Below are 26,828 nucleotides of genomic sequence, written 5' to 3' on the forward strand. Positions count from 1 at the left end.
GCGTCTACAGCCCCAGCAGGCCCAGCGGGGCCGTCACACTCAGCTCCGAGCGGAACGGGGCCACCAGCCCCCGGGTGCGGGCGCTCGCGGTCTCGACGTTGGCGTTCAGATCCGGCAGCTGCCCCTTCTGAATGGCCCCGGCCACCGCCGCAAAGTTGATGTCCGGCACCCCCAGCGCCTTGTTCACCTCTCCGCGTACGTAGGTGTAGCGGGCGGCGCTCAGACGCTCGCGGGTCAGGGCCCTCTGCTGCGCGGCCCGCGCCTGACCGATGCTGCCGGACGCGTCCTTCAGCACGCCCGCCACGGTCAGCAGGTTGGGCGTCTGGCCCTGCTGCATCTGCGTGAACACCCGCTCCACGCCAGAGAAGCTGCTGCCCATCGCCTGCCGCACATCCCGGCGCACCCGCACGAAGCGCTGCACGTCGCTGGCGGTCAGGGCCGTCTGGGCCGGGGCGGTCGTGGCGCCGCCGCTCTGCGGCTGCGTCTGCGCCGGCGGCGTGCCGAAGCCGGCCAGAAAATTCTGGACCGGCTTGTAGATCAGGACATAGCCGAGCACCAGCAGCACGCCCAGGATCAGCACGCCGCTGCCCAGGCAGCCAAAGCAGCCGCAGCCGAAACGGTTCCGGTTCATGAGACAGAGTACGGATCGCCCGCGAGCAGAGTTCCCGCCGGGTGCAGCACCGTGACCAGCGCGGTGCCGCGCGTCAACTGCACCACCAGCTCACCCCCGGCGGCCTCGTTGCTGAGGGTATGGCCGCTGCCGGACGGCACCTCGGCGGCCTGCAGTGGCCAGCGCGCGCCCACGATGCTCAGCCGGTGCAGCGGGCCGGCGGCCAGCACACTGAAGGTCTGCCCGGCGGCCAGGGTCAGGTGCAGCGGTTCGCCGGGGCGCAGCGGGTGGCCGGATTCGTCCCCGCTGTGCAGCAGCACGTCCAGGCCCTCCTGCGCCAGCCGGACCGCCCCCAGCGCCAGCGCGAAGGCGTGGTCGAAGCGGCCCCCGAAGGCGCCCAGGATGGCCAGCGAGGTGGACCCGCGTTCACGCGCCAGCCGGATGGCCAGCTCCGCGTCGGTGCTGTCCTTGGCTCGCGGATGCACGTCTCTGGGGACGTCGAGGGTCAGGCCATCCGAGCTGTCGAAGTCGCCCACCCACAGGTCGACCGGAACCCCCAGGGTGGTGGCGTGCCGCGCCCCTCCGTCCGCCGCGATCACCAGATCGGGGTGCGGCAGGGCGGCCAGCGCCGGTCCCGGGACCAGCCGGCCGCCCACCAGAATCCAGGCGGAGGTCATGCCGCCGGCTCCTCCGGCAGGGTCAGGCACCCGTCCGGCTGAACGGCGGCCCGCAGCGTGTCGCCCAGGCCAGCCGCCTCGCGGGGGCTCAGGTGCAGCACCAGCGGCCCCAGGTCGTGCGCCAGCGTCACCCGCAGGCCGTGTTCCAGCGGCTGCCGGCCCACCACCGGCCACGCCGGCCCCTGGCCCAGCTGCACCGCACTCTCCGGCACCAGCCGCACACGGCCGTCCGGCAGTGGATACAGGTTCGGCTGGCCCAGGAACCTCGCCGCCCAGGCGGTCGCCGGCCGCTCGAAGACCTCTGCCACGGGCCCGGTCTGGACCAGTGCGCCGGCCCGCATCAGCGCCACCGTGTCGGCCAGCGCCTGGGCCTCGCGCTGGTCGTGCGTGACCAGCAGCACCGCCGTGTTCAGCTGGGCAAACAGCTCGCGCAGTTCGGACCGCAGCGTTGAGCGCAGCTGCTCGTCCAGGTTGCTGAGCGGTTCGTCCAGCAGCAGCAGCTGCGGCTGGGGAGCGAGGGCACGGGCCAGGGCCACCCGCTGCTGCTGTCCGCCCGACAGCTCGGTGGTGCGCCGGCCTGCCAGCGTTCCGAGCCCCACCTGTTCCAACGTCTCGTGCGCCCGGGCGCGGGCCTGCGGGCCGGGCAGGCCGCGCCGCCGCAGGCCGTAGGCCACGTTGTCCAGCACGCTCAGGTGCGGAAACAGCGCGTAGTCCTGGAATACCAGCCCCACACCGCGCTGCTCCGGCGGCGCGTGGGTGAGGTCCTGGCCGCCCGGCCGGACGGTTCCGGCGTCCGGACGCTCCAGCCCGGCGATCACCCGCAGCAGGGTGCTCTTGCCGCAGCCGGACGGCCCCAGCAGCGCCAGCGTCTGTCCCAGCGGCAGCTGCAGCGATACGTCCTGCACCGCCGCCACCGCCCCGTAGCGCTTCCAGAGGCCCTGCACGCTCAGCTGCACCTCCGCCGTCATGTCACCTCCCCCTTGCCGCCGTCCAGCACCGTGAAGCACAGCAGTGCCAGCAGCATCAACAGGGTGGCCAGCGCGCACGCCTCGCCCAGGTTCTGGGCGCCGGGCCGCCCCAGCCGCTCGTAGATGCCGGTGCTGAGGGTACTCCACTCGGGGCGGGTGAGCACCAGGGTGGCCGCAAACTCGCCAAGCACGGTGGCCAGCGCCAGCGCCGCCCCGCCGCGCAGGGCCGGCAGCACCAGCGGCAGCGTGACGGTCCGCCACGCCTCCAGGCCGCTGGCGCCCAGGCTGCGGCTGGCTTCCAGCAGGCGGGGCGGCACCGCACGCAGCGCCGGCAGCAGGCTGCGCGTGATCAGCGGGTAGGCCAGCAGCGTGTAGGCGGCAATCAGCAGCGGCACCTCGGCCCGCAGCGCCGGATACAGCAGCAGGTACCCCACCGACAGGCTGATGGGCGAGACCATCAGCGGCAGCAGGCTCAGCACGTCCAGGGTCCGGCCCCGGGCGCGGGCGGCCCCCAGCGCGTGAAGGCCGCCCACCAGCAGGGCCGCCGCCAGCGTGTACAGCCCGAAGCGCAGCGTGTTGCCCAGCATCAGGCCCAGGCTCGGATCGCTGTCCGGGTCCAGCAGGCCGCTCCAGAAGCCGGTGGTCAGGCCCGCCGGCCCCAGCACGCTGCGGAGCGCCACCGCCAGCAGCGGCCCGAAACAGATCAGCAGCGTCACGGCGGTCAGGAGGTACAGCGTGAGCGCCGGGCCGCCGCGCGGCCGGGGCAGCGCCCGCGCCAGGGCCACGCCGCTCACTGCCCGGTTCAGCCGGGTGTACAGCAGGATGGCCGCCACCGTGAACACCAGCTGACCCAGGATCAGGGCGCTGGCCTCCGGGAGCCGCAGCTCATAGGCGGTCAGGGTGTAGATTTCCACCTCCAGCGTGCCGTAGCGCTCGCCGCCCAGCACCAGCGGCAGCCCGAAGCTCAGGGCGCTGTACAGGAACACCAGCACCATGCCCGCCAGGACGCCCGGCAGGGCCAGCGGCACCGCCACTTCCCAGGCGGCCCGCGCTCCGCTGGCGCCCAGACTGCGGGCCGCCCCGACCAGCATCGGCGGCACCCGCACGAACCCTGCGTGGGCCAGGCGCACCATCAGCGGCAGATTGAAGAACAGGTTGCCCAGGATCAGCAGGGCCGGCGTGTCGGACAGGTCCAGGTGGGTCAGGCCATGCGGCCCGAACAGGCTGCTCAGCCCCAGCGCGGCCACCAGGGTGGGCGTCACGAACGGCAGCAGCAGCACCCGCAGCAACAGGTCCTGGCCCGGCAGCCGGTAGCGCGACAGCAGATACGCCAGTGGCCCGCCCAGCACGGCGGCCAGCACGGTGGTGAGCAGCGCCTGGGTCAGGGTCCAGCCGAGCCGCCCCAGGAAATAGGGGTCGGCCCAGACGCCCAGACGCAGGCCGCCCTCCCGCAGCACCCGCAGCAGCGGGAGCAGCAGGAAGGCGGCCAGGAACAGCAGCGCCGGCAGGGCGAGCAGCAGCCCGGAGCGCCGCCGGGGATTCACCGCCGCAGCACCTGCTGCACCCAGGTGTCGGTCAGGGCCTGCCCCTGCTGCAGCTCAGCCGTGCTGGGAGCGGTCACGTCCGGCTTCTGGGCAAACTTCCAGACGTCGCTCAGCGGCGTGCCGGGGATGCTGGGGTACACCCACATCCGGTTGGGGAAGTCACGCTGTACCGGGGCGCTCAGCATGAAGTCCACGAACCTGCGGGCCAGGGCCGGCTGCTTCGTGCCCTTCAGCACCCCCACGCCTTCCAGCTGCAGGAAGGTGCTGCCCGGCAGCAACAGGTTGGCGGTGGGCGCGTCCTTGAGCTTGCCCTCGCTGTAGAACACCTCGGCGGCCGGGCTGCTGGCGTAGCTCAGCACGATCGGGTACTTGCCGCCGTACAGCGAGAACTCCTTGTCGTAGGCCTCGGACCAGCCGCGCGTCACCTTCATGCCGTTCTGGCGGGCCGTGCGGTACCACTGGATGGCCCCCTGCGCCCCCAGCTGATGGTTGAGCGCCAGCAGGAAGGCCAGCCCGGTGCTGCTGGTGGCCGGGGATTCCACCACCGTCAGGCGGGCATACGCCGGCTCGCTCAGCTGCGCCAGCGAGGTGGGCAGCGCCAGCCCGGACTTCTGGAAGGCGGCCTTGTCGTAGTTCAGCGCCACGTAGCCCAGGTCCACCGTGTTCAGCAGGGTGCCGTCGCCCAGCCGGTGGGCGGCCGGAATGTTGCTCGCCAGCGGCGAGCGGTAGGGGGTCAGGATGCCGGCCGCCTGGGCGCGCGGCAGCAGGGTGTTGTCCAGGCCATACACCACGTCGCCGATGGGGGCCGCGCGCGTCAGGATCAGGCGGTTGAGCATCTCGCCCGCGTCGCCCGCCTTCACGAAGCGCACCCGCGCGTGGTTGGTCGCCTCGAACTGTGCCACCAGCTTCTTGTCCACATCGAAGCTGTCGTGGGTGACCACCGTCAGGGTGGTCTGGGCCGAGGCCAGGGAGGCGCTCAGCAGGGCCAACGTCATCAGGTTCCGCATTCTTCCCCTTCGCGTCTACAAAAGGGGGGCACAACGTCCGCAGCGGCCAGGGGCTGGCTGCGGGGTCACGCTCCCTCCGCCGGTATGACCCGGTTCAGGTTCCTGGGGTGTGATCTCAGCCGGCCGTATGGTCGGCACCCCCGGTGACGCGCCGTCACTGTAGCGTATCCGGGACGGCGGTGCCGGCACCCCTCCGCGTGGCACACTGCGGCCATGACCTTTCACCTGGTGGCGTGGCTGGTGGCGCAGTCGCCGGACGGGCGGGTGCTGCTGGCCCGGCGTTCCGGCGTGAGCTACGGCGAGGGGCTGTGGGGCCTGCCGGGCGGCCATGTGGAGCCGCGCGAAATGCTGGCCCAGGCCGCCGCCCGGGAAACCGCCGAGGAGGTGGGCTTGACGGTGGACCCGGGCGAACTGCAGCCGATCGGGGTGTCGAGGTACGTGGACGGGGGGACGGAGGGGGCGGATTTCTTCTTCCGCACGGCCCAGTGGGACGGTGAGGCGCACCCCCGGTCCGAATGCTCCGAGGTCGGCTGGTTTGCACCGGACCAGCTGCCCCACGACACGCTGCCGTGGCTACCCGGTCTGCTGACGCGGCTGCTGGCCGGCGAGTGGTACTCGGAGACTCTGGACCATGAAGCTCTGCCAACCTTGTAATTCCATCTGAAAAGGTTTCAAATGAAAGAATGGAAGACACGAAGCCCGATATGCAGCAGGTGCACGCGCTGGTGAGCCAGACGCTGCGGCTGGCGCGCAGGCTGCACGCGGCCCTGGACGAGCCGCTGGAGCAGCTGCTCGGCATGAACACCAAAGAGATGATGATTCTGGCCACCCTGATGGACGGCGCGTCGAGCCCGGGCGAGATCGCGGCGCGGCAGCACCTGCCGGCCCCCACCGTGACCCGGCTGGTCAGCCGGCTGGTGGAGCTGGGGCTGGTGGAACGCATCACGGAAAGCCACGACCTGCGCCGCTGCCGCCTGCAGCTGACCGAGCTGGGCCGCAGCACCCGCGAGCGCAACCGGCAAACGGTGAGTGAGGTGCTGTACCAGCGCTTCGGGCACCTGCCGGCGGATCAGGTGGAGGTGGCGCTGCAGGCCATCCGGGCGCTGGACGCCGAGATGGGTCGGGTGGCCGCGCCGCTGGCCACCTCCGACCTCGCCGCGGAGGTGAGCGCATGACCGCGCCGCAGCCGGTCGCGCACGCCGAACCCGCCCCGCTGACCCAGCGCGAGAAGCTGCTGGCCTTCAGCGGCGTGCTGCTGGTGCTGTTCCTGTCGAGCCTGAACCTAACGGTGGTGGGCACCGCCATGCCGCGCGTCATCAGCGAGCTGGGCGGCTTCTCGCTGTACGCCTGGGCCTTCACCGCCTACTCGCTCACCACCACCATCAGCATTCCGATTGTGGGCACGCTCAGCGACACCTACGGCCGCCGCCCCCTGATGCTGTTCGGCATCGCCGTGTTTGCAGTGGGCGCGGTGCTGATCGGGCTGGCCCAGAGCATGGAGCAGCTGATCATCTTCCGGGCGGTGCAGGGCATTGGCGGCGGCACCCTGATGGCGATGGCCTTCACCGCCATTGCGGACATCTTCACCCCGCTGGAGCGGGGACGCTACCAAGGCTACACCGGCGCCGTCTGGGGCGTAAGCAGCGTGGTGGGCCCGGTGGTGGGCGGCTTCCTGACCGACCACCTGGGCTGGCGCAGCGTGTTCTTCGTGAACCTGCCGTTCGCGCTGCTGGCCGCCTACTTTATCGCGCGCTTCCTGCGGATGAAGCCGCTGCCCGGCGCGTCCCGGCACTTCGACGCGGTCGGGGCGCTGCTGCTGGCCGCCACGGTCGTGCCGCTGATGCTGGTCTTCTCCTGGGGCGGCGGGACCTACGCCTGGACGTCCCCCCGGATCCTGGGGCTGGCGGCCCTGAGCGTGGTGCTGGGGGTGGTCTACGGCTTCTGGCAGGCGCGGCAGGAGAACCCGATCCTGAGCCTGAAGATGTTCCGGGACCGCACCTTCACCGTGGCGGCCATCTGCGGATTCATGGTGTCGGCCGGGATGTACGCGGCTATCCTGTACCTGCCGCTGTACATGCAGGGCGTCAAGGGCAGCAGCGCCAGCGGCAGCGGCGCGGTGCTGACCCCGCTGATGCTGGGCCTGATCGCGGCCAGCACCCTGGCGGGGCAGTGGGTCAGCCGCAACGGACGCTACAAGTGGCTGATTGCGGGCGGCTCGGTGGTGACGCTTCTGGCGCTGTTCCTCACCAGCCGGCTGCGGCTGGAGAGCCAGGTCTGGGAGGCGACGGCCCTGATGGTGCTGATGGGCCTGGGCCTGGGCCCGGTCAACAGCCTGCTGACGCTGGCGGTCCAGAACGCCGTGCCGCGCACCATCCTGGGCATGGCCACCAGCGCCAGCCAGTTCTTCCGCAACATCGGCGGCACGCTGGCCGTCAGCCTGTTCGGCGCGGTGGTCAACGCGCATCTGGCGGCCCAGCTCGGTCAGCAGCTGCCAGCGGCGGCCCGGACACTCCCAGCCCCGTTGCAGGCCGCCGTCAACAGCCCGCAGCTGCTCAGCAGCCCGGAAGCGTCGGCGCAGGTGCAGGGCGCGCTGGTGAAGCTCGGCCATCCGGAGCTGTTCGCCGGCATCGTGGGAGCGCTGCGGCGGGTGATGGTGGGCGCCATCGACAACGTGTTCCTGATCTCGGCGGCCCTGATGGTGGTGGCGGTGGTGGCGGCCTTCGTGCTGCCGGACCTGTCGCTCCAAGGGCGTCAGACCAGCGGCACCCGCGCGGGCCAGGATCAGGGCAGCAAGGCACAGGCCGCCGACTGAAGAACTGAGGTGAATGCAGACAAGCGCCCCAGCCATGTGCCTGGGGCGCGTTTCATTGCTGGTCGCTGGTGCCACGTCAGGCCCTGTGCCTCCAGAGGACGAACACCTCCGCTGCTGGACGGGCCGCCACCCCTACGCTCCGCCCAGCCCAGGCCGCTTCCTGTAGACTCGCCGCATGCAAGACATCATCGTGGTCGGGGCGGGTCTGGCGGGGCTGGTGGCCGCCCGCACGCTGACGCGGGCCGGACGCCGGGTGCGGGTGCTGGAGGCGGCCGGGCGATCGGGGGGCCGGCTCGCGACCCACCGTCAGGACGGCTTCACCTTCGAGTCCGGGTATCAGGTGCTGTTCACGGCCTACCCGGCGGTGCAGCGGCAGCTGGATCTGGCCGCCCTGGACCTGGTCTCGATTCCGCCGGCGGCGGTGGTGCGGCGCGGCCCGCAGGTCGAGGTCCTGGGTGACCCAATTCGCGACCCGGCCAGCCTGCCGCGGACGCTGGTGGCCGGGAGCATGCCGCTGCCGGACAAGCTGCGGCTGACCCGGCTGGCGGCCCGGCTGAAGGTCGGAGCACCCCACACGCTGCTGAGCGGCCCGGACGAGACGACCCGCGCCTACCTGAAGCGTCAGGGCTTCGGCGAACGCAGCATCCAGAGTTTCTTTGCCCCGTTTTTCGGCGGCATTTTCCTGAAGCGCGACCTGTCTACCAGCGCCCGGCTGTTCCGCTACTACTTCCGGATGCTGATGGACGGAGCCGTCGCCCTGCCGCGCGAGGGCATGGACCGCATTCCGGAGCAGCTGGCCCGCGAGCTGGACATCAGCCTGAACGTGCGGGTGGAGCGGCTGGAGGCCAGGGGCGGCGGGGTCAGCGTGCTGACGGGGGCCGGCGAACTGCAGGCGGCTCAGGTGGTGCTGGCCACCGACCCCTGGACGGCCGCTCAGCTGCTGGGCGAGCCGGTCACTCACGGCAGCGTGGGCAGCACCTACCTGTACTACGCCAGCTCGGAGCCGCTGGATGAGCAGCCCCGCCTGCTGTTGAACGCCGAGGACGGCCTGATCAACAATGCCCACTGGCTGAGCAACGCGGTGCCGGGACGAGCGCCGGCCGGGCAGTCCCTGCTGGCGGTGTCGGTGCTGGGCATCTCGCCGCTGGACGACGCTGCGCTTGACGCCCATGTCCGGGGCGAGTTGAGTCGCTGGTACCCGGATGGCGCCGCGCGCCTGCGGACCCTACGGATTCAGCGCCTGCCGCACGCCCAGTTTGCCCAGCCACCGGAATTCGCGGCCACCCTGGCGGGCCACGCCACCCGCATTCCGGGCGTGGTGCTGGCCTCGGAGGCCACCAGCATGAGCGGCATCCAGGGGGCGATGGAGAGCGGCGAGCGTGCGGCGGCCATCCTGCTGGGCGACCTGGAGACGCAGAGCCGGCCCAGGGGAGCCTAGCCGGTCTCCCTCCAGACAATGTGGGCAGGGGAGCAGACGCTTCGCTGCTACACTCAGGCGGTTGTGACGCCATCTGACTCGCCTGCCGCCGCTGCCCTGCTGGACCACCTCGTTCTGGCCACCGCCGACCTCGCGCAGGGCCGGCGATGGCTGCAGGACCGGCTGGGCGTGGAGCTCCAGGACGGGGGAGAGCATCACCTGTTCGGTACCCACAACGCCCTGGTGGGGCTGGGGAATGCCTACCTGGAACTGATCGCCATCAACCCGCAGGCTCCGGCACCGGAACGGCCGCGCTGGTTCGAACTGGACACTCCGGAGATGCAGGCGCGACTGGCGCAGGAGCCGCAGCTGATCCACTGGGTGGTGGGTGTGCCGGACCTGTGGACGGCACTGCGGCAGATCCCTGAAGCCTTGGGCGAGGTCACGCCGCTGTCGCGCGGCATGAACCGCTGGCTGCTGAGCGTGCCGCGCGACGGGTCGCTGCCGTTCGGCGGCGTGATGCCGAGCCTGATCGAATGGGAGAGCCTGGCGCCCACCGCGCGGCTGGAAGACCGTGGCGTGCGCCTGAGTTGCCTGCAGCTGTCCACCCCTGACCCGGAGCGGCTGACCCGAGCCCTGGACCCGCTGCGGCTGGAGGGGGTCCCGCTGGAAGTGGAAGCAGGGCCGACCCGGCTCCGGGCGACCCTGCAGACTCCAGGCGGGGTGGTGGTCCTCTAACTCAACGCGGCACCGTGGTCCGGGCCGGCTCGGCCGCCTTCAGGGCGCCGTGCTGCTGCAGGTACTCCGCGATCTGCACCGCGTTGAGCGCCGCGCCCTTGAGCAGCTGATCGCCGCTGACGAACAGGTCCAGACCGCCCTCGAACACCAGCGACTGGCGGATGCGCCCCACCTCCACGTCGTACTCGCCGCTGGCATTCAGCGGCATCGGGTAGCGCTTCGCTTGCGGGTCGTCCACCACCTTCACGCCGGGCGCCTGCCCGAGCAGCTCACGGGCCTGCTCCGGTGTGGCGGGGCGCTCCAGCTCCAGCGTGATGGCCTCGCTGTGGGCGCGCATGGTTGGAATCCGCACGGCCGTGCAGCTGATCTGCAGCCGCTCGTCCCCGAAAATCTTGCGGGTTTCCCACACCACCTTCATCTCTTCCTTGGTGTACCCGTTGTCCTGGAAGCTGTCGATGTGAGGAATCAGGTTGAACGGAATCGGGTGGGCGAACACCTCCGCCTGGGCCGGCTCGCCGTTCAGCACGCGGCGGGTCTGCTCCTCCAGTTCCTGCATGCCCTTGGCGCCGGCGCCGCTGGTGGCCTGATAGGTGCTCACGATCATGCGCCGGACCCCGAAGGCGCGGTGCAGCGGCCAGACCGCCACCGCCAGGATCGCCGTGGTGCAGTTGGGGTTGGCGATGATGCCCTGGTGCGAGAGCGCGGCCTCCCCGTTCACCTCCGGGATGACCAGCGGGACGCCCTCGTCGTAACGGAAGGCGCTGCTGTTGTCGATCACCAGCGCCCCGCCCGCCACCCAGGCCGGTGCCAGCGCCTTGCTGACGCTGCCCCCCGCGGACGCCAGAATCAGATCGGCGGGGATGGCGCCCTCGGGCGTCACCTGCACCGTCAGGTCCTGGCCACGGAACGGCAGGGTGCTGCCGGCACTGCGCGGGCTGGCATACAGCTGCAACTCGTCGAACCTCAGGCTGCTGCGTTCCAGCACCTGCAGCAGTTCGTGACCCACCGCTCCGGTCGCTCCCACAATGGCAATCTTCATGCGTTCCTCCTGAACCCCGGCTGCTCCATCCCAACAAAAAACCCGCCAAGCGCGGCGGGCGGCTCTCGCAGAACGCGGGCCGCCTAACTGGTGGTGATGGTGCAGGGCATAGCGGCACACTACCCGCCCGGCGGGCGGCGGGTCAAGTCCCTGTATAGCAGGGCGTGCAGCTCAGGCGTGGCGTTTCAGAAAGCCGAACAGGCCGGCCCGCTGGCTTTTCTGGCGCGGGGCCGGCATCAGGTCTTCCAGCCGGATCTCGGCTTCCGGGTGCGGCGCGGCCAGCCAGCCGGTGGCCGTCAGGATGTGCCCGCCGAGCCGGCCGGCGCAGTACAGCGCGTGCTCATCTTCGGCCTGCTGCGAGAGGGCGCGGGGGTCTGCCATGCTCTGAAGCATGGCCTGGAGGCTGTCGTCCGGGCAATCCCAGCAGCCTTGCTGAAAGGTGGCTTCCTGTCCATAGATGCGGATGCGTGCAGGCATAGGACTCCAGGAGCGGGCCGACCGTCAGGCCGTCCCCATACAGCAGATGTTGGTTGATCCGCTGGCAGCATACCGCACGGCCGCGTCAGATTCACCTCATGAAGGTGCAGACAGCAGAACGCCCCGGCTTAGGCCGGGGCGTTCCAGAGAGCTCGGTTGGGCTCAGGGCAGGCGCGACTGAATCGCCTGCAGGCTGGCCGTGTTCTTCCAGGTCATGCCCTGCGTCACGTAGGTGCGGGCAGTGTTGGTATCGCCACGCTGCAGCGCGATGTAGGCCAGCTTGGCCGCACTCAGGGCCGCCCAGTCCTTCTCGGTGTCGTTCAGGTCGGTCATCTTGCTCCACACGTTGTAGGCGTTGATCCACCACTGGGTCTTGGTGTAGAGCTGGCCCAGGTACGACATGTAGTCGCGGTTGGTGCTCTCGCCCGTCGAGGCCATGTAGGCGCTGTCCACCGCGGCCTTCCAGAGCGTGCGGTCATAGAAGGGGATCGGGTAGGCCACGTCCGCCTGGGTGGCGTACTCCTGGGCCTTGGCGAACGCGTCCGCTGGCGACATCGCGGTGGTGCTCTGCGTCGTCACGGTCGGGGCAGCATCGGTCGGGGCCGAAGGGGTGGTGGTATCGGCCGGCGCGGTCGTGTCTGCCGGGGCCGACGGGGTCGTGGTGTCGGCCGGAGCCGTGGTGTCGTCCGGCGTGGACGGCGTGGTCGTGTCGTCCGGAGTCGAAGGGGTGGTCGTGTCGGCCGGCGTGGTCGTGTCGGTCGGGGTGGACGGCGTGGTGGTATCTACGGGCGTGGTGGTGTCGGCGGGGGCCGACGGAGTGGTGGTGTCTGCCGGGGCCGACGGAGTCGTGGTGTCGGCCGGAGCGGACGGCGTGGTGGTGTCCGCTGGAGCCGACGGCGTGGACGGCGTCGTGGTGTCCTGAGCAGCGGCCAGGCTTCCGAGCGCGAACAGCGTGATCATGAGAATGTTTTTCATATCGATTCGCATCTTAGGACGGTACTGTGACAAGCGTCCACTCTTCAGTGACGGCACAACTGGCTCTCATAAGAGAGCGTAAAGGAGAATTAACGGGCATGAGAAGGAACAGCATTGCCAGCATTAGAATCTTTCAATTCACTGGGTTGCTCACGCTTTTTGGTATGGCTCAGGCGGCTCCCCGGGTGGACTGGACCAAAGACCTGAAGGTCATCGGGGCCGTGACGGTCGCCCCGGGCGGCGACCTCTATTACATCGGCACCGATGCCCGGCTGCATCACACGGACGCCAAAGGCGTGGAACTCTGGAACTACGCCATCGGCGACATCGGCCGGTCGCAGCCGGTGGTGCTGCCCTCCGGCGGCGTGATCGTGGGCAGCTACGACGACGCGCTCTACAGCCTGGACTCCTCCGGCAAGCTGCTGTGGCGCACCAAACTGGACGGCGACATCTTCGCCAGCCCGGTGCTGCGGCCGGACGGCAGCGTGGTGGCGGCCACCGCCGGCGGCTCGGTGTACGCCGTGGACGCGGCCGGCAAGGTGCTGTGGACCTACAAGCTGGGCGGACCGATCTACAGCAGTCCGGTGATGGCGGCCGATGGCAGCCTGTACTTCGGCTCGCAGCTGGGCCGCCTGACCGCCCTGAGCGCCAGCGGTCAGCGGCGCTGGGTGTTCCAGGCCCCCTCGTCCATCTTCTCCAGCCCGGCCCTGGACGCGGAGGGCAACGTGTACTTCGGCTCGGCGGACCGGCGCATCTATTCGCTGGCCCCGGACGGCCACGAGCGCTGGCACTATCAGACCAACCTGTTCGTGAACGCCAGCCCGATCGTGACCACCGCCGGCATGGTGGTGGCCGGCAGCTATGACGGCAGCGTGTATGCGCTGCGGCTGGACGGCACGCTGGCCTGGACCTACAAGGCCGGCGCACCCATCGCGGCCCCCGTGGCCGAGCTGAGTGACGGCACCCTGGTGGTGGGCGACCTGAACGGCACCCTGCACGCCGTCGACCGCAGCGGTGACCTGCTGTGGACGCTCAAGGCCGGCAAGAAAATCGACACCAGCGTGGCGGTCAGTGACGCCGGCACCCTCTACTTCTCGGTGGGCGACGGCCTGATGACCAGCCTGCCGGGCCAGCGCCCGCTGGCGAGCGGGCCGTGGAGTTACTACCGCAGCGTGCCGTCCGGCTGGGGCCGCAGCCTGAGCGCCCCGGAGCAGGCGGCCCGGCTGAAGGCCACCCAGCTGGCGGCCACCCGGCCACTTACTCCGGCCCCGGTGGCGAGCCAGCCGCCGGCCACCGGCAGCACCAAACCGTCGGTCCCGGCCACGGGTACGGGGGGCGCCACGACCCGGCCCCCCGCCACTCCGCCGGTGGCCACGGTGCCCTCCACGCCGTCCGTCCCGGTGGTGCCGGCCCTGACTCCGGCCCAGCTGGCCGCGCAGGCTGTCCGGACCATCAGCAGCTCGGCGCGGGTGCAGGACGGCCAGATCTATGTGCCACTGGAGCCGCTCAGCGTGGCGATGCAGGCGCGCATCGGGGTGCGGAACAACCTGACGGCCACCCTGCTGGTGCCGGGTGTCACGGCCCCGACCACCGTCAGCGTGCGACAGCTGGGCGGGCAGCCGTACGTGTCGCTCGCGGCGCTGACGGCCGTTCCCGGCTCCAGTGCCGCGTACCGGCCGGCCAGCCGCATGTATCAGCTGTCGGTGGGCAGCCGCACGCTGCTGAACCTGCCGCTGAACCTGCCGGCCCTGCTGATTCCGGTCCGGCCCCCGGAATACCAGCAGACCGGCAACAGTCGCTCCTGACCTGTCGCTGAGCAGGTGAAACAGATGCGCCCACCCGCTGAGGCTGCCGGGTGGGCGCCTGCTGTTCCTTTCCTTCAGCCCAGCACCCGAACAACAGCCGGTTGCCGGCGGGGTCGCTCAGGTCAAAGCCTTCGCGGGCGACCTGATCCGGGCGAGGCAGGGCACGCAGCGCCTCGGCGGGCAGGAGCAGCTTGAAGCCCTGCAGCTGCGCTTCCTGGGCCGGGGAAGGCGTCCACCATCACGTTCGGGCCCAGCAGGTCCTGGGAGAACCGCCGGGTCTTGGTCAGATCGCTCACCCGCAGATGGACGTGCCCGACCAGAGTGCCGTCCGGTATCCCTCGCCACGTCAGGTCCTCGGCGGCGGCCACGATGCTGGCGAAATCGGAGGCCAGGGTGTCCATCCGCACGCTGCCCTGGTCCCAGGTCCAGCTGGCCGGAGCCCGGTCGGCTTAGACCTCGATCCCTTGATGTTCCGGGTCCTGCAGGTACATCGCTCCGCTCACCAGATGGGTTGACGCGCCCGACACCGGCACCTGTGCCTCGATCAGGTGTTGCACGAACCGGCCGAGGTCGGCGCGGCCGGGCAGCAGCAGCGCGATGGGGTCCTGGCCGGTATGCCGGGGCCTGGACGGCTGGGCCGCCACCGGCTGTCCACTCCAGCAGCGGCACGTCGGTCCTCAGCCGGGCCCGGTGCCGGCTGTGGTCCAGCACCTGCAGTCCGATGGCGCTGGCATATAGGCCACGCTGCGCGCCAGGTCCGTGACGGAGACAGAGATGGTGCCCAGCTGCAATCCGTGGAGGGGAGACGGCCGGGCAGGCGTGGCATCGGGCGGGGTCACCTCCAATGTGCCCCTTCAGGCAGGCTGGAGAGGTGGAGATTCACTCAGGTGCAGCCAGCCTATGAGCCAGCGGGGTGCTGACTGACCCACAACAGCAGCCCGATCAGCGCGATGTCCAGCACCCATGACGCTGGACGGCGCAGTCGGGGGTCCTGGCGGGCCCGCAGCACCTGTATGCCCAGCCGGACCAGCAGCAGGGCAGCGAACAGCCATACCGGCGGCCGTGCCACTCCTAACAGCGGCAGCAGCAGCAGGACCGCCAGCACCGCCAGCAGACCCAGGCTCAGCAGCGTCAGCCGGTCCGGCGGTGGCCGGTCGGGGCGGGTCAATGGCGCTCCAGCACCAGGACGCTGTTGGGCGCCAGGTTCAGCTGCAGATGCTGCTGCTGGCCGTTCAGCGGCTCCGGCTGGGTCCGCAGCTCCGACTGCTGGGTGCCGAAGCCCCCGTACTCGCCGGCGTCACTGTCGAGCAGCACCTGATAGCGGCCCGGCTCCGGCACGCCGACCCAGTAGCCTTCCCGATACACCGGGGTCAGATTCGCTACCACCAGCACCCACTCGGGGCCGTCCGGATTGCGGCGCACGAAGCTGTAGATGCTGTTCTCGGCGTCGTCCGGGTTGATCCAGTACTGGCCCGCCTCGCGGTGGTCGCCCCGGTGCAGCGCCGGATGGCTCACGTACAGCCGGTTGAGGTCGCGCACCCAGCGGTTCACCCCCTGGTGTTCCGGGTAGTCCAGCACGTACCAGGGAAGCGAGACGTTGTAGTTCCATTCGTCGCGTTGGGCGAAGTCCTGGCCCATGAACAGCAGTTTCTTGCCGGGGGTGGTCCACTGTATGCCCAGGAAGGCGCGCAGGCCGGCGCGTTGGGCGTACCAGTCGCCGGGCATCTTGTCCACGAGGCTCTTCTTGAGGTGCACCACCTCGTCGTGCGAGACCGCCAGCACGAACGTTTCGGTGGCGCGGTACACGTTGAAGAAGGTCAGCTTGTGGTGGCTCCACTGGCGGTAGATCGGGTCGGTCTCAAAGTAGGCGAGCGTGTCGTTCATCCAGCCCATCGCCCACTTGTAGTCGAAGCCCAGGCCGTGCGGGGTGGGCGCCGTGACGCCGGGAAAGCTGGTGCTCTCCTCGGCCACCACGATGGCGCCCGGCGCGTGATGATGCACCACGTCGTTGAGCCGCTTGAGGAACGCGATCACTTCCAGGTTCTCGCGCCCGCCGTAGATGTTGGGAATCCACTCGGTGCGCGAGAAGTCCAGATACAGCATCGAGGCCACCGCGTCCACCCGCAGGCCGTCCACGTGGAAGTCCTCGACCCACTTCAGCGCCGAGCCGATCAGGAACATCTGCACCTCGTGGCGACCGTAGTCGAAGACGTAGGTGTTCCAGTCCGGGTGAAAGCCCTTGCGCGGATCGGCGTACTCGTAGAGCGCGCCGCCGTCCCACTGCGCCAGCCCGATCTCGTCGGTGGGGAAGTGGCCCGGCACCCAGTCGAGCAGCACGCCCAGCCCCGCCTGGTGCAGGGTGTCCACCATGAACTTGAAGTCCTCCGGCGTCCCGAAACGGCAGCTGGGCGCGTAATAACTGGTGACCTGATAGCCCCAGGAGCCATCGAAGGGGTGCTCCATCACGCCCATCAGCTCCACGTGGGTGTAGCCCATGCCGCTGGCGTACTCGGCCAGCCGGGGCGCGAGATCGCGGTAGTTCATGAACCAGCCGTCCTCGCGGCGCATCCACGAGCCGAGGTGCACCTCATAGATGCTGATGGGCCGGGTATCGGACTGGTCGCGGTCGCCCATCCAGGCATCGTCGCCCCACAGGTAGGGCTGGTCCTCCCAGATCACGCTGGCCGTCTTGGGCCGAAGTTCGGCGGTCTTGGCGTAGGGGTCGGCCTTCCAGACGGTGTGTCCATTCTGTCCGGTCACGGCGTACTTGTAGGTCTGCCCGTGGTGGGCGCCCGGCACGAACACGCCCCAGAATCCACCGGAAAGGCGCTGCATCGGGTGTTCCAGGGCATTCCAGTAGTTGAAGTCGCCCACCACCGAGATGAAGTGGGCGTTGGGCGCCCAGACGGCGAACCGGACGCCGGCCACCCCGTCCTGCTCGGTGACGTGGGCGCCCAGCAGATGGTCCGGGCGCACCAGATCGGCCGCATTCAGCTTGTGCAGGTGGTCATCGGTCAGCGGCAGCGTGTGGCTCATGAATCCAGCTTAGTGGACCGGAACGCCGCCTTCTCATTCAACGGCCTTGAGGTGCGCTTTACCTGGGCGTGCCGCTGGCGGCCCCGTGCGGCTCCAGCACCTGCTCGCGGAAGCGGCGCAGGATGGCCAGCCCCACCTCCCCGCTCTTTTCCGGGTGGAACTGGGTGGCGTGCAGGTTGCCCTGGCTCAGCACCGACCAGAACGGCACGCCGTACTCGGTGATGGCGCCGCTGTCCACCTCCACCGTCAGCGGCACGTAGTAGCTGTGCACGAAGTACGCGTAGGCCGGGCAGTACAGCTGATGCAGCAGCGGCGAGTCGCCCACCTTGTCGATGCTGTTCCAGCCCATGTGCGGCACCTTCTGGGCGCCCGGAGCCGGAGTGAAGCGCTGGGACACGCCCGGCAGCAGCCCCAGTCCGCGCACCCCCGGCGCCTCCTCCGAGCCGTCCAGCAGCATCTGCATGCCCACACAGATGCCCAGGATTGGGGTGCCCTTCGACGCCGCCTCCATGATCGGAGCGCGGAAGCCACTATCGTCGAAGGCTTCCATCACCTGCCGGAAGTGCCCCTGACCCGGCACCACAATGCCGCTCATGCCGTGCAGCTGCTCCGGGGTGCTCACCACCTGCACCGGAATGCCGGCCCGCACCAGCGCCTTGTGGGCGCTGCGGACGTTGCCGCCGCCGTAATCCAGCAGGGCCACTTGCGGGGCGCTCACAGCAACCCCTTGGTGCTGGGCAGCCGCTCGGACGTGACGGCCACCGCGTCACGCAGGGCGCGGGCAAAGGCCTTCATGACCGCCTCAATGACGTGGTGCGCCTCACGACCAGCCAGCAGCCGCACGTGCAGTGTGACGCCCGCGTGGTTGCACAGGCCGCGCAGGAACTCGCGCAGGTGGTAATGGCTGAAGGTTCCGGCGGTGCCCCACACGTCCAGCCGCTCCGGCTCGAACGCGAGGTGGGCGCGGCCCGACAGGTCCACCACCACGTGCGCCAGCGTCTCATCCATCGGCACGAAGCTGCTGCCGTACCGCTCGATGCCGCGCCGGTCCCCCAGCGCCCGGTTCAGCGCCTGCCCCAGCGTGATGCCGGTGTCTTCTGCGAGGTGATGCACCTCCACCTCCAGATCGCCGCTGGCCTGCACACTTAAACCCAGGCGTCCATGCCGGGCCAGCTGATCCAGCATGTGGTCCAGGAAGGCGTGGCCGGTGTGCAGGCCGCCCTCCACAAGGTGGTCCAGGTCGAGGGTCACGGCGACCTCTGTCTCGTTGGTGCGGCGCTGCAGCTCGGCCCGGCGGGGGGGCGGAGCGGAGCGGTCGGGTGCGGGAGGGGAGCTGTCCATCCGCCTGAGTGTAAACCGCTGCGCCGGGAGGGAGTGAAACGCTGGTCTCAGGAGAAAGGTGGGCCTGTCTTCCGGGTAAGGAAGGTGACTGTACCCATTTATGCAGGTTGGCCTAAATTCTATGCACTTTTTCACACCGCACAATTGAAAAGTAAGATGTCAAAATCTAAAACAAATGATAGAAAACAGATCGAATTTTGCATCAAAAGGCCGGTTAAGATTCATGAATTCAACCTGACTAGACAGATTTTAAGGACGGGCAATCAGGGCTGTGTTATTCACAGGTCAGCACTTGACCCCCCCAGGTGGCTGGACCCCCGGTGGTCTTTCTACGCTTACGGCGCAGGAGATCAGAACGTTTCGTATCTCTGCTTTCGTTGGAGGAACACGATGATGACCCGCCCCGTCTTTGCTGCACTTGGTCTGGCCCTGCTGCTCGCCGCCTGTGGACAGAACACCGCCCAGACCCCCGCCACGGCACCCGTCGCCCAGTCTCCGTCCACGGATGCCGATGCGGTGGCCTCCGCCCGCCCGGCGCTGGCGGATAAGTTGCTCCCCGTGGACCCGGCCCGCGCCATTCCTGGCCAGTACATCGTGGTGCTGAACAAGGGCACCCTGGGCAGCAATATCAACACCCTGAGCCTGCAGAGCCAGGCGGAACGGGTGATCAGCGTGCTGGGCCTGAACCCCCAGGGTGTGACCATGAAGCAGGTGTACGGCACGGCCCTGACCGGCTTCGCGGCGCAGCTGAGCGCCCAGAACTTGGCGCAGCTGCGGGCCGACAGCCGGGTGAAGTACATCGAGCAGGATCAGGTGGTGAAGCTCTCCGCTGTCCAGAGCGGTCCGACCTGGGGCCTGGACCGCGTGGATCAGCGCAACCTGCCGCTGGACAGCAGCTACACCTACCTGAACACCGCCAGTAACGTGACCGCTTACATCGTGGACACCGGCATCAACACCAGCAACACCGACTTCGGGGGCCGGGCCACGGTGGGCAACGACCAGATCGGCGACGGCCAGAACGGCATCGACTGTAACGGACACGGCACCCACGTGGCCGGCACGGTGGGCGGCAGCAAGTACGGCGTGGCCAAGAGCGTGCGGCTGGTGGCGGTGCGGGTGCTGGACTGCAGCGGCAGCGGCAGCAACAGCGGCGTGATCGCCGGGGTGAACTGGGTGGCCACCAACGCCGTCAAGCCGGCGGTGGCCAACATGAGCCTGGGCGGCGGGGCAAGTCAGGCGCTGGACGACGCGGTCACGGCCGCCGTCAACAAGGGCGTGACCTTCGCGGTGGCGGGCGGCAACGACAACGCCAACGCCTGCAACAGCAGCCCGGCCCGTGCGGCGGCGGCGATCACGGTGGGCGCCACCACCAACACCGACGCGCGCGCCAGCTTCAGCAACTACGGCAGCTGCCTCGACATCTTCGCGCCGGGGCAGAACATCACCAGTGACTGGATCGGCAGCACCACCGCCACCAACACCATCAGCGGCACCAGCATGGCCACGCCGCACGTGGCCGGCGCGGCGGCGCTGGTGCTGGGCGCCAATCCCAGCTACACGCCCGCCCAGGTGGCCACCACCCTCACCGGCAACGCCACCACCGGCAAGGTCACCAGCGCCGGCACCGGCAGCCCCAACCGCCTGCTGTACACCCAGGCGCTCAGCCTGCCCAGCGGCGGCGGCACCGGCACCTCCACCACCTACAGCGGCAGCCTGAGCGGCAGCGGCTACGCGGCGTACAAGCCGGGCAGCGCCGGCTTCAGCTACGCGGGCGGCACCCTCAAGGGGGTGCTGAGCGGCCCCAGCGGCGCGGACTTCGACCTGTACCTCCAGAAGCTCTCCGGCAGCAGCTGGAACGATGTGGCGGCCAGCGAGAGCAGCACCAGCAGCGAGAGCATCAGCTACGCCGCCGGCAGCGGCACCTACCGCTGGCAGGTCTACAGCTACAGTGGCAGCGGCAGCTACTCGCTGACCGAAACCAGATAAGCGAAGCGGAAGCGGGCAGGCGGGCCGGGGGAGACTCCGGCCCGCTTTCCTGTGGTGCACTGGCGCGGTTTCCTGCGGCATGATCTTGCCATGGAGAGCTGGCAGAACAACAGCGGCCCGGTCAGGGCATGGCCGCCCGACGACGGCGCCGGGACCACCCGGTGAGCCCGGCACCGACCTCGCTGCAGGACTTTCCCCCTGCGCTTCAACCGCGGCTGGTGGAGGCGGTCAGGACAGATCAGCCGCTGCTCGCCCTGCAGGAGGTGCTGAGGCAGGCTGGAGCAGACCGCCCGGTCCCGGAGTTGCACGCGCTGGCCTGGACCGTGCTGGGCCTCCCCGGTCCGGCTCCCGAGCCGGGCAAGGCCACGTCCTACGCCGCGCTGGCCGGCCTGGCCGAGCTGCACGACGTGGGCCGGTCGGCCGACGTCGCCGCGCTCGCCCGGTTGCTGTCGCGGGAAGAGGAGCTGGTGCCGGACCTGCGCGCGGCCCGACCTTGGCTCCCACCGGGCCGCCCGGAGGAGCTGCTGGAGGCGGTGTTCAGCAGCGAGTGGAGCGGCTTTCTGGGTCGCCTGGGTGCGTCCGGGGCGTGGGTCTATGCGGCCAGCGTGGCGGAGCTGCAGCAGCTGGGCCACCGCTATGGCCAGCTGGTCGAGGCCTTCCTGAACAGCCGGGCCAGTGAGGTCCTGTTGGCGCTGGCCGGTGCAGACCGCCCCTTGCTGCTGAGGCTGGAGAGAGCGTCCCCCCGGCCCTTGACGCCGCTGGAGACCAGGGCGGCTCAGGTGCAGATGCTGAGCCGGGCAGAGGCGACCTTCTGGGACGCGGCCCGGCAGCAGGCCATGACCCAGCGGGATGCCTGGGCGAGTCGCCAGCGCTAGCCCGGCTCAGGACTGAGTGGTGAGCTGGTCCACCGCCTGGGCCACCGGCGTCTCGCCCGCCACCACCTCGAAGGTGTGGCCCACGGTCCCCGGCTGGTGCAGGCACGCCACCACCACGGCGGCCACGTCCGTGCGCGAAATCATGCCGCGCGGCGCCTGCGCCGCGACCGTGACGTCGGCCGCTGGCCGGCTCGTTGTTCAGGCCGCCCGGCCGCACGATGGTGAACGCGAGCCGGCTGGCCTGCACGGCCGCGTCCGAAACCGCCTTGGCGCGCAGCACCTCCAGCAGAAAGGGCGGCATCTGCTCCGGGCGGTCCACGCCCATGCTGCTGACCACCACCAGCCGCACGGGACCGTCCGCTTCCAGCTGCCGAACCAGCTGCACCAGCGCCTCGTTGTCGATGCGCCGGAAGTCGCCGGAGGTGCCGGCCCCGGCAGCCCACACCACCGCGTCGGTGCCGTCCAGAACGGCACGCCACTCGCCGGTCAGGTCGCCCGGCACGCTGACGGCGCCCAGTTGGGACAGGTCGGCCCCCTGCTCTGGGCGCCGGACCAGCGCGCGAACGCCGTGGCCCTGCTCCACCAGCTGTTGCACCACCAGCCGGCCCACCCCGCCGGCCGCCCCGATCACCGCGATGTTCATGCCTTCAGGCTACCGGCCAGTCCCTGCACCAACTGTCGGGCTTCCCTCAGGGCCCAGGTGCTGCACCGTGGCGCTGAGCCGGGAGCGCTCGGCGGCGAAGGCCAGCCGGTGGGACGCCAGCGACTCGGCCAGCGGCGTGGGCTGCGCCGCCGCGCCGCGCACGAAGGCCAGCCAGCGTTCCACCAGTCCCAGGTCGCCGCCGCCGTGGTTTCCCTCCGCGCTGGCCGACAGCTGCTGGACCGTCCCGGTGCCGAAGTCGTGAAACTCCAGCTCGCCCAGTTCCATCTGGCCGCGCAGCTCGCCCTTGCTGCCCAGCAGCTTCAGGGTGCGGGTGTTGTTGTGGGTGAAGGCGCTGACCGTCAGGCTGGCCTGTACCCCGTTGTGGAAGTGAATCAAGGCCGTCTGATGGTCCGGCTGGTTGTTGCGGCCCAGGTAGGCGCATTCGCCGTACGGGCCTTCACGCAGGGCGTTCAGCACGCCCAGCATGTCGCCGCGGTGGCTGACAGCCGTGTTGGGCCAGGTATTGGCCGGGCGCTTCAGATAGATTAGCCGCGCGTCCGACGGACAGGCCATCACCGGGCAGTCCACGCAGCGGTCGGTCGCGTTCTCCGGGCGATGCTCTGGCCGGAAATGATGCAGCGCCCCGTCCGACATGATCCAGGCTGGGGCGGCCCCGGCGAACCAGCACAGCAGGTCCAGGTCATGGCTGCTCTTGGCCAGAATGAACGGCGCGGACGGCGGCGAACTGCGCCAGTTGCCGCGCACGAAGCTGTGCGCGTAGTGCCAGTGCGCCACGTTCTCGGCGTGGGTGATGCCCACCAGCTGACCGAGCCGGCCCGAGTCCAGCACCATCCGCACCGTCTGAAAAAACGGCGTGTGGCGCAGCACGTGACAGACCGTCACCGAGCCGCTGGAGTGCCGCTCGGCGTCCAGCAGCCGGTCCAGGTCCGGCTCGCTCAGGGCGATGGGTTTTTCCAGCAGCACGTGGTAGCCGAGCGCCAGCGCCAGCAGCGCCGGCTCCACATGCTGGGTGTCGGGGGTGGCGATCACCACCGCGTCGGCCACCCGACCCAGGGCAAAGAAGCGGGTCCAGTCGCTCAGGCACTGGTCGGCCGGCACGCCGTACCGCGCCGCGATCTGCTCCCGGCGCGCCTTGTCCGGCTCCACCAGGTAGCGGACCTGCCCCCCCAGTGCCGTGATGTGCTGGGCGTAGACCTGGCCGCCCCGGTTGCCGGCGCCCAGGATGGCCACCTCCGGGCGCGGGCGGGTCACGCGCCGGTCCGCTCGACGCCCCAGCCGGGGGCCTGGGGCCGCGTCACGTGTCCGGCTTCCCAGTGCAGGCCGTGATACGGATCGTCGGCCAGCAGCAGCGCGCCGTCCAGGTCAGCCCAGTCGCACAGGCCCGCCAGCGCCACCCCCGCCGCGATGCCCAGGCTGCTCTCGATCATGCAGCCCATCATCACGCTCATGCCCAGCGCGCGGGCGGTGCGTAGCGCCTCCAGGGTCCGCAGCGGGCCGCCCAGCTTGGCCAGCTTCAGGTTCACGGCGTCGAAGCACTCGGCCAGCGCCGGCACGTCCGAGACGTGATGCAGGCTCTCGTCGGCCATGATCGGCACCCGGCTGTGCCGGCGCAGCTCCCGGTGGCCCTCCAGGTCGTGGGCGGCCAGCGGCTGCTCCACCAGCTCCACGCCCGCCGCGTCCAGCACCGCCAGCATCCGGCGCGCCTGCGGCCGGGTCCAGGCGGCGTTGGCGTCCACCCGGAGGGCCGTGCCGGGCGCCTCCTCGCGCAGCGCCTCGATGATCTGCACGTCCCGGTCGGTGCCGAGCTTGACCTTCAGCACGCGGTGCCCGCGCTCCACCGCGTCTCGGGCCTGCTGGCGCATGTCCGGCAGCTCCGCGAGGCTGACGGTGTAGCTGCTCTCCGGCACCCGGCTGGGCGACAGGCCCAGCAGTCGCCAGACCGGGACGCCCGACGCCCGCGCGCACCACTCCAGCGCCGCCATCGAGACCGCGCACTTGGCGCTGGGGTGATCGTGGGGAAAGGTGGCGTCCATGCGGGCCTTCAGGCCGTCCCAGTCCCAGGGGTCGGTGAGCGCGGCAGTCAGGGACGGTAGCACCGCTTCAAGTGTGGTGCGGGTCTCGCCGTAGAAGGCGTTGGGCGCCGCCTCGCCGCGCCCGGTCAGGCCGTCCTGTTCAAACGTCACGAAGGTGCGCGGGTAGGCGCTGTGGGTCCAGCGCGCGATGCCGAACGGCTGCCGGGTGTGCAGTTCCAGCGTCTCGGTGTGGAGGGTCATGCCTGCTCCAGCTGCGCGGCCCACAGCTCCGGCGTCATGCGGCCGTAGCCGGAGACGGAGTCAGCCAGCTGCCGACCGTACTCGCCCTCGCCCAGCGTCTCGATGCTCACGGCCATGTGCGTGGCGTTGGCGTGCAGCACCCGGCGCTCATCCAGCATGTAGCCCACGTGCCCGGGAAAGAACACCAGATCGCCGGCCTGCGGGGTGTCCACCGGGCTCAGGTACGCCTGCTGCTGGTCGGCGTCGCGGGGGAGCGGGTAGCCGCTGGCCAGCTGCATCAGGCCGCTGCAGTCGATGCCCCAGGCGCTGCGCCCGCCCCACAGGTACGGCACGCCCAGGAACTTGTGCAGCAGGTCCGCGCCCGGCGTCTGCTGCGGCTCGGTGACACTGGTGCGGACATAGCCGTCCGTGCCGCCGTACCGCACCCGCCACCAGCGGTACGCGCCGTGCTGCTCCGGCTCCGGCTGCTGCACCGAGAGCACCGCGCCGTACCCGAGCCGGCCCAGCACCTGCGCCTGAATACGCGGCGCGGCGTACACGTGGCCGCGCAGCACCGTGACCGGCACGCTCAGCGTCGGCGGGGTGGTGCTCAGGCCGCTGCTGCGGGCATAGCCCAGGTAGCTGTCGTGGGTGGTCCGCACCCAGCTCCAGCCGCCCGGCAGCACTTCCAGCAGTTCCATGCGCTCGCCGGGCAGCGCCTCGCTCACCTGAGCGGCGGTCTCGTCGGGTGAGGCACGCAGGCTCAGCAGGTCGTCCGCCCAAGCGGGCGTGGGAGACAGGGCGGTCCACTCGCCCTCCAGCTGCGGAATCAGGGCCGCGTCGGCGGTGCGGCGCTCCGGATGATGGGCATGAATTCGTCGGTCCAGGGGGGAGACGGTGTCGGTCATTTCAGGTTCCTCTCGATCCAGCGCAGCCAGTTGCCCCCGGCCACCCTCGGCCGCTCCGCTTCAGGCAGGGCGTCCAGCACGTTCAGCACGTCGGCGTAGCGGTTCAGGAAGTCAGGCCCCTTCTCGATGCCGAAGCCGCCGTCCAGGTCGGTGCCCAGCCCCACCTGCCGCCACGAGCCGAGCTGCGCGTAGTGTTCGGCGTGGGCGGCCCACTCTGACGCGCTGGCCCGCGTGTCGCCCACGGCCCAGCCGGCCCGGATGAACATGCTCGGCGCCACCAGCCCCACCACCCCCCCGCGCTCGAAGATGGCGCGGGCCATGTCGTCCGAGAGGTGGCGGTTGCCCGGCACCAGCGCCCGGCTGTTGCTGTGGCTGGCCATCACCAGCGGCTGCAGTTCGATGGCCTGCCAGAACGACGCGTCGTCCAGGTGCGAGGCGTCCAGCGCCACCCCCAGTTCACGCATCGCCACTAGCAGGTCCTCGCCCCGGTCGGTCAGCGGTCCGGGCTCGTCGGTGCCGCCGGCGTAGCGGGTGCGCCGCCACGCCGGGCCGATCAGCCGCACGCCCGCGTCCACCCACTCCGGCAGGTCGCCCGCGTCGCGCAGCGGATCGGCGCCCTCCATCAGCAGCACCACGCCCAGCGGCCGGGTGTCGTCCCAGTCGCGCACGTGCTCGCGCACCTCGGTGCCGGAGCGCAGCAGCCGCACATGGCCCTGGTCCTCCCAGCGCCGGTACTGGTCCAGCTGCGCCACCGCCTGCCGCCGCGCGCCCTGCCACGTTTCGTAGCCGAGTGGGGTCTCGGGGCCGGCGGGCGCGGCGAACAGGGTGGCGAAGCAGGCGGCCACGCCCGCACGCTGCAGTTCCGAAAAGGTGACGCAGGCCGTTTCACCCGCCACCGGGTCCTGGGCCCGCAGGTCGGAGAGGCTGAGCGTCAGGTCGCGGCCCAGCCCCGCGTTGTACGCCAGATCCAGATGCGCGTCGAAGACCCTCATGCGCCGGCCAGCTCCGTCTCGACAACCTGCAGCACGTCGCTCAGCTGGTGCAGCGCGCCGGGCGTCTGCCGCTTCAGGTCGATCAGCTCGGCCGCCATGCCCACCTGCCGGGCCGCTTCCACGTTCTCCAGCCGGTCGTCGATGAACAGGATGTCGGCCGGGGGCAGCTGCAGCTGGGCCGCCGCGTACAGGAAGGCCCCGGCCTCCGGCTTGTGAACGCCCGCCGCGCAGGTGCTGATGGCCACGTCGATCAGGTCGTCCAGCTGCGTGGCCTCCAGCGAGGCCCGGATGGACGGAAAGGTGTTGCTCAGCACCCCGGTCTTCAGGCCGCGCCGTCTCAGGGCCGTGAGCACCTCGCGGGCCTCCGGGACCGGGCGGAAGTAGCGGTGATACGGCCAGGCGTCCAGGTAGCCGTCCAGCCGCGAGACCGGCACGTTCAGCTGCTGGGCCAGCCGCTCCAGGTAGGCCTGCCAGTAGCGCGTCTCGTCGGCTTCAGTGCGCAGGTCCCACCAGCTGGGCGTGTCGGCCCACAGCTGCTGCAGCGCCTCGCCCACCTCGCGCGGGTCCTGCCCCACGCGCTGGGCGGTCCACTGCGCCGCCTCGCGGAAGACGCCGCGGTCGGTCACGGCGATGGTGTCATCTCGGTCAAACAGCACAGCTCGGATGGGCATGGGCCCCATGGTACCCCCGTCCGGCGGCGCC

Annotated in this window: 27 protein-coding genes, 1 pseudogene and 1 riboswitch; of the genes and pseudogenes, 8 read left to right on the forward strand and 20 right to left on the reverse strand. The window is 70.3% G+C overall.

All coding sequences use genetic code 11. From position 1 onward, the window contains the following. Positions 1–4 precede the first annotated feature (4 nt). Genes ABOD76_RS16935 through ABOD76_RS16955 form a run of 5 tightly spaced genes read right to left on the reverse strand, consistent with a single transcriptional unit; the run spans position 5 to position 4,806 of the window. A complete protein-coding gene (locus tag ABOD76_RS16935; RefSeq protein ID WP_350243134.1) occupies positions 5–631 on the reverse strand; it encodes a hypothetical protein in 627 nt (208 codons plus the stop codon). Continuing rightward, entirely contained in the window at positions 628–1,287 is a 660-nt protein-coding gene (locus ABOD76_RS16940; RefSeq protein WP_350243135.1) for a thiamine diphosphokinase, read from the reverse strand. The genes ABOD76_RS16935 and ABOD76_RS16940 overlap by 4 nt, the downstream gene beginning before the upstream one ends. Further along, positions 1,284–2,255, reverse strand: coding sequence for an ABC transporter ATP-binding protein (locus tag ABOD76_RS16945; RefSeq protein WP_350243136.1), 972 nt, complete (start codon positions 2,253–2,255; stop codon positions 1,284–1,286). The genes ABOD76_RS16940 and ABOD76_RS16945 overlap by 4 nt, the downstream gene beginning before the upstream one ends. Further along, positions 2,252–3,799: an ABC transporter permease gene (locus ABOD76_RS16950; protein WP_350243137.1), complete on the reverse strand. Its 1,548-nt coding sequence runs from the start codon at positions 3,797–3,799 to the stop codon at positions 2,252–2,254. The genes ABOD76_RS16945 and ABOD76_RS16950 overlap by 4 nt, the downstream gene beginning before the upstream one ends. Next, a complete protein-coding gene (locus ABOD76_RS16955) occupies positions 3,796–4,806 on the reverse strand; it encodes a thiamine ABC transporter substrate-binding protein (RefSeq protein ID WP_380129697.1) in 1,011 nt (336 codons plus the stop codon). The genes ABOD76_RS16950 and ABOD76_RS16955 overlap by 4 nt, the downstream gene beginning before the upstream one ends. A gap of 53 nt (positions 4,807–4,859) precedes the next feature. Next, positions 4,860–4,958: riboswitch (TPP riboswitch) on the reverse strand. Positions 4,959–5,019: 61 nt separating this feature from the next. Here ABOD76_RS16955 and ABOD76_RS16960 point away from each other — a divergent pair. The 5 genes from ABOD76_RS16960 to ABOD76_RS16980 all read left to right on the forward strand — a co-directional run bounded on the left by ABOD76_RS16960 (position 5,020) and on the right by ABOD76_RS16980 (position 9,773). Then, on the forward strand, positions 5,020–5,460 hold the full coding sequence (locus ABOD76_RS16960; protein ID WP_350243139.1) for an NUDIX domain-containing protein: 441 nt from the start codon (positions 5,020–5,022) through the stop codon (positions 5,458–5,460). 29 nt (positions 5,461–5,489) lie between these two features. After that, the gene (locus tag ABOD76_RS16965) at positions 5,490–5,981 is read left to right on the forward strand and encodes a MarR family winged helix-turn-helix transcriptional regulator (protein ID WP_350243140.1); all 492 of its coding nucleotides are present in this window, start codon (positions 5,490–5,492) and stop codon (positions 5,979–5,981) included. Next, positions 5,978–7,618, forward strand: a complete 1,641-nt coding sequence (locus ABOD76_RS16970) for an MDR family MFS transporter (protein WP_350243141.1) — start codon at positions 5,978–5,980, stop codon at positions 7,616–7,618. Before ABOD76_RS16965 ends, ABOD76_RS16970 begins: the two co-directional genes overlap by 4 nt. A gap of 175 nt (positions 7,619–7,793) precedes the next feature. After that, positions 7,794–9,056, forward strand: coding sequence for an NAD(P)/FAD-dependent oxidoreductase (locus tag ABOD76_RS16975; protein WP_350243142.1), 1,263 nt, complete (start codon positions 7,794–7,796; stop codon positions 9,054–9,056). 63 nt (positions 9,057–9,119) lie between these two features. Beyond that, complete coding sequence (locus ABOD76_RS16980) at positions 9,120–9,773, forward strand: VOC family protein (protein ID WP_350243143.1); 654 nt, start codon at positions 9,120–9,122, stop codon at positions 9,771–9,773. A gap of 1 nt (position 9,774) precedes the next feature. On the opposite strand, the gene ABOD76_RS16985 is transcribed toward ABOD76_RS16980, so the two are convergent. The 3 genes from ABOD76_RS16985 to ABOD76_RS16995 form a co-directional block, all read right to left on the reverse strand. Further along, entirely contained in the window at positions 9,775–10,812 is a 1,038-nt protein-coding gene (locus ABOD76_RS16985) for an aspartate-semialdehyde dehydrogenase (protein ID WP_350243144.1), read from the reverse strand. A gap of 171 nt (positions 10,813–10,983) precedes the next feature. Further along, entirely contained in the window at positions 10,984–11,193 is a 210-nt protein-coding gene (locus ABOD76_RS16990; RefSeq protein ID WP_350243145.1) for a hypothetical protein, read from the reverse strand. A gap of 258 nt (positions 11,194–11,451) precedes the next feature. Continuing rightward, positions 11,452–12,264 (reverse strand): hypothetical protein, encoded by an 813-nt coding sequence (locus ABOD76_RS16995; protein ID WP_350243146.1) that lies wholly within the window; start codon positions 12,262–12,264, stop codon positions 11,452–11,454. Between the two features lie 164 nt (positions 12,265–12,428). Between ABOD76_RS16995 and ABOD76_RS17000 the strand changes: the two genes are divergently transcribed. Beyond that, positions 12,429–14,069, forward strand: a complete 1,641-nt coding sequence (locus tag ABOD76_RS17000; protein WP_350243147.1) for a PQQ-binding-like beta-propeller repeat protein — start codon at positions 12,429–12,431, stop codon at positions 14,067–14,069. A gap of 449 nt (positions 14,070–14,518) precedes the next feature. Here ABOD76_RS17000 and ABOD76_RS17005 read toward each other — a convergent pair whose 3' ends face one another. The 5 genes from ABOD76_RS17005 to hisB form a co-directional block, all read right to left on the reverse strand. Then, a complete protein-coding gene (locus ABOD76_RS17005) occupies positions 14,519–14,713 on the reverse strand; it encodes a hypothetical protein (RefSeq protein ID WP_350243148.1) in 195 nt (64 codons plus the stop codon). Positions 14,714–14,967: 254 nt separating this feature from the next. After that, a complete protein-coding gene (locus ABOD76_RS17010) occupies positions 14,968–15,237 on the reverse strand; it encodes a hypothetical protein (RefSeq protein ID WP_350243149.1) in 270 nt (89 codons plus the stop codon). Then, on the reverse strand, positions 15,234–17,105 hold the full coding sequence (gene glgB, locus ABOD76_RS17015; protein ID WP_350243150.1) for a 1,4-alpha-glucan branching protein GlgB: 1,872 nt from the start codon (positions 17,103–17,105) through the stop codon (positions 15,234–15,236). Before glgB ends, ABOD76_RS17010 begins: the two co-directional genes overlap by 4 nt. A gap of 58 nt (positions 17,106–17,163) precedes the next feature. Then, the gene (hisH, locus tag ABOD76_RS17020) at positions 17,164–17,823 is read right to left on the reverse strand and encodes an imidazole glycerol phosphate synthase subunit HisH (protein ID WP_350243151.1); all 660 of its coding nucleotides are present in this window, start codon (positions 17,821–17,823) and stop codon (positions 17,164–17,166) included. Further along, entirely contained in the window at positions 17,820–18,446 is a 627-nt protein-coding gene (hisB, locus tag ABOD76_RS17025) for an imidazoleglycerol-phosphate dehydratase HisB (protein WP_350243152.1), read from the reverse strand. The genes hisH and hisB overlap by 4 nt, the downstream gene beginning before the upstream one ends. Positions 18,447–18,836: 390 nt before the next feature. On the opposite strand from hisB, the gene ABOD76_RS17030 reads away from it, so the two are divergent. Together ABOD76_RS17030 and ABOD76_RS17035 are read left to right on the forward strand one after the other, a co-directional pair. Next, entirely contained in the window at positions 18,837–20,435 is a 1,599-nt protein-coding gene (locus ABOD76_RS17030; RefSeq protein ID WP_380129698.1) for a S8 family peptidase, read from the forward strand. A gap of 128 nt (positions 20,436–20,563) precedes the next feature. Further along, the gene (locus ABOD76_RS17035) at positions 20,564–21,310 is read left to right on the forward strand and encodes a hypothetical protein (protein WP_350243153.1); all 747 of its coding nucleotides are present in this window, start codon (positions 20,564–20,566) and stop codon (positions 21,308–21,310) included. Between the two features lie 6 nt (positions 21,311–21,316). On the opposite strand, the gene ABOD76_RS17040 is transcribed toward ABOD76_RS17035, so the two are convergent. From ABOD76_RS17040 to ABOD76_RS17070, 7 genes and pseudogenes are all read right to left on the reverse strand, one after another. Continuing rightward, on the reverse strand, positions 21,317–21,454 hold the full coding sequence (locus ABOD76_RS17040) for a hypothetical protein (RefSeq protein WP_350243154.1): 138 nt from the start codon (positions 21,452–21,454) through the stop codon (positions 21,317–21,319). A gap of 76 nt (positions 21,455–21,530) precedes the next feature. Then, positions 21,531–21,953 (reverse strand): annotated as a pseudogene (locus ABOD76_RS17045) (NAD(P)H-binding protein); the annotation flags it as partial. Between the two features lie 9 nt (positions 21,954–21,962). After that, positions 21,963–23,225 carry a Gfo/Idh/MocA family protein gene (locus tag ABOD76_RS17050; protein WP_350243155.1) on the reverse strand — a complete coding sequence of 421 codons (1,263 nt, stop codon included), beginning with the start codon at positions 23,223–23,225 and terminating at the stop codon, positions 21,963–21,965. Next, positions 23,222–24,247 carry a dipeptide epimerase gene (locus ABOD76_RS17055; RefSeq protein WP_350243156.1) on the reverse strand — a complete coding sequence of 342 codons (1,026 nt, stop codon included), beginning with the start codon at positions 24,245–24,247 and terminating at the stop codon, positions 23,222–23,224. The genes ABOD76_RS17050 and ABOD76_RS17055 overlap by 4 nt, the downstream gene beginning before the upstream one ends. Further along, positions 24,244–25,134 (reverse strand): SH3 domain-containing protein, encoded by an 891-nt coding sequence (locus ABOD76_RS17060; RefSeq protein WP_350243157.1) that lies wholly within the window; start codon positions 25,132–25,134, stop codon positions 24,244–24,246. Before ABOD76_RS17060 ends, ABOD76_RS17055 begins: the two co-directional genes overlap by 4 nt. Next, complete coding sequence (locus ABOD76_RS17065; RefSeq protein WP_350243158.1) at positions 25,131–26,126, reverse strand: dipeptidase; 996 nt, start codon at positions 26,124–26,126, stop codon at positions 25,131–25,133. Before ABOD76_RS17065 ends, ABOD76_RS17060 begins: the two co-directional genes overlap by 4 nt. Beyond that, positions 26,123–26,797, reverse strand: a complete 675-nt coding sequence (locus ABOD76_RS17070; RefSeq protein WP_350243159.1) for an HAD family hydrolase — start codon at positions 26,795–26,797, stop codon at positions 26,123–26,125. Before ABOD76_RS17070 ends, ABOD76_RS17065 begins: the two co-directional genes overlap by 4 nt. Positions 26,798–26,828 lie beyond the last annotated feature (31 nt).

This window comes from Deinococcus sonorensis KR-87, from assembly GCF_040256395.1.
GTDB classification, from domain to species: domain Bacteria; phylum Deinococcota; class Deinococci; order Deinococcales; family Deinococcaceae; genus Deinococcus; species Deinococcus sonorensis.

Excerpts from the sequence above, each read along its gene's own strand:
- ABOD76_RS16960 (WP_350243139.1), top strand. The coding sequence starts at position 5,020 with ATGACCTTTCACCTGGTGGCGTGGCTGGTGGCGCAGTCGCCGGACGGG.
- ABOD76_RS17065 (WP_350243158.1), bottom strand. The coding sequence starts at position 26,126 with ATGAGGGTCTTCGACGCGCATCTGGATCTGGCGTACAACGCGGGGCTG.
- ABOD76_RS16995 (WP_350243146.1), bottom strand. The coding sequence starts at position 12,264 with ATGAAAAACATTCTCATGATCACGCTGTTCGCGCTCGGAAGCCTGGCC.
- ABOD76_RS17040 (WP_350243154.1), bottom strand. The coding sequence starts at position 21,454 with ATGATTTCGCGCACGGACGTGGCCGCCGTGGTGGTGGCGTGCCTGCAC.
- ABOD76_RS17070 (WP_350243159.1), bottom strand. The coding sequence starts at position 26,797 with ATGCCCATCCGAGCTGTGCTGTTTGACCGAGATGACACCATCGCCGTG.
- glgB (WP_350243150.1), bottom strand. The coding sequence starts at position 17,105 with ATGAGCCACACGCTGCCGCTGACCGATGACCACCTGCACAAGCTGAAT.
- ABOD76_RS16955 (WP_380129697.1), bottom strand. The coding sequence starts at position 4,806 with ATGCGGAACCTGATGACGTTGGCCCTGCTGAGCGCCTCCCTGGCCTCG.
- ABOD76_RS17035 (WP_350243153.1), top strand. The coding sequence starts at position 20,564 with ATGGCCGCCCGACGACGGCGCCGGGACCACCCGGTGAGCCCGGCACCG.
- ABOD76_RS17055 (WP_350243156.1), bottom strand. The coding sequence starts at position 24,247 with ATGACCCTCCACACCGAGACGCTGGAACTGCACACCCGGCAGCCGTTC.
- hisB (WP_350243152.1), bottom strand. The coding sequence starts at position 18,446 with ATGGACAGCTCCCCTCCCGCACCCGACCGCTCCGCTCCGCCCCCCCGC.
- ABOD76_RS17030 (WP_380129698.1), top strand. The coding sequence starts at position 18,837 with ATGATGACCCGCCCCGTCTTTGCTGCACTTGGTCTGGCCCTGCTGCTC.
- ABOD76_RS16945 (WP_350243136.1), bottom strand. The coding sequence starts at position 2,255 with ATGACGGCGGAGGTGCAGCTGAGCGTGCAGGGCCTCTGGAAGCGCTAC.
- ABOD76_RS16985 (WP_350243144.1), bottom strand. The coding sequence starts at position 10,812 with ATGAAGATTGCCATTGTGGGAGCGACCGGAGCGGTGGGTCACGAACTG.
- ABOD76_RS17000 (WP_350243147.1), top strand. The coding sequence starts at position 12,429 with ATGGCTCAGGCGGCTCCCCGGGTGGACTGGACCAAAGACCTGAAGGTC.
- ABOD76_RS16935 (WP_350243134.1), bottom strand. The coding sequence starts at position 631 with ATGAACCGGAACCGTTTCGGCTGCGGCTGCTTTGGCTGCCTGGGCAGC.
- ABOD76_RS16970 (WP_350243141.1), top strand. The coding sequence starts at position 5,978 with ATGACCGCGCCGCAGCCGGTCGCGCACGCCGAACCCGCCCCGCTGACC.
- ABOD76_RS17060 (WP_350243157.1), bottom strand. The coding sequence starts at position 25,134 with ATGACCGACACCGTCTCCCCCCTGGACCGACGAATTCATGCCCATCAT.
- ABOD76_RS16965 (WP_350243140.1), top strand. The coding sequence starts at position 5,490 with ATGGAAGACACGAAGCCCGATATGCAGCAGGTGCACGCGCTGGTGAGC.
- ABOD76_RS16975 (WP_350243142.1), top strand. The coding sequence starts at position 7,794 with ATGCAAGACATCATCGTGGTCGGGGCGGGTCTGGCGGGGCTGGTGGCC.
- ABOD76_RS16990 (WP_350243145.1), bottom strand. The coding sequence starts at position 11,193 with ATGGCAGACCCCCGCGCCCTCTCGCAGCAGGCCGAAGATGAGCACGCG.
- ABOD76_RS16940 (WP_350243135.1), bottom strand. The coding sequence starts at position 1,287 with ATGACCTCCGCCTGGATTCTGGTGGGCGGCCGGCTGGTCCCGGGACCG.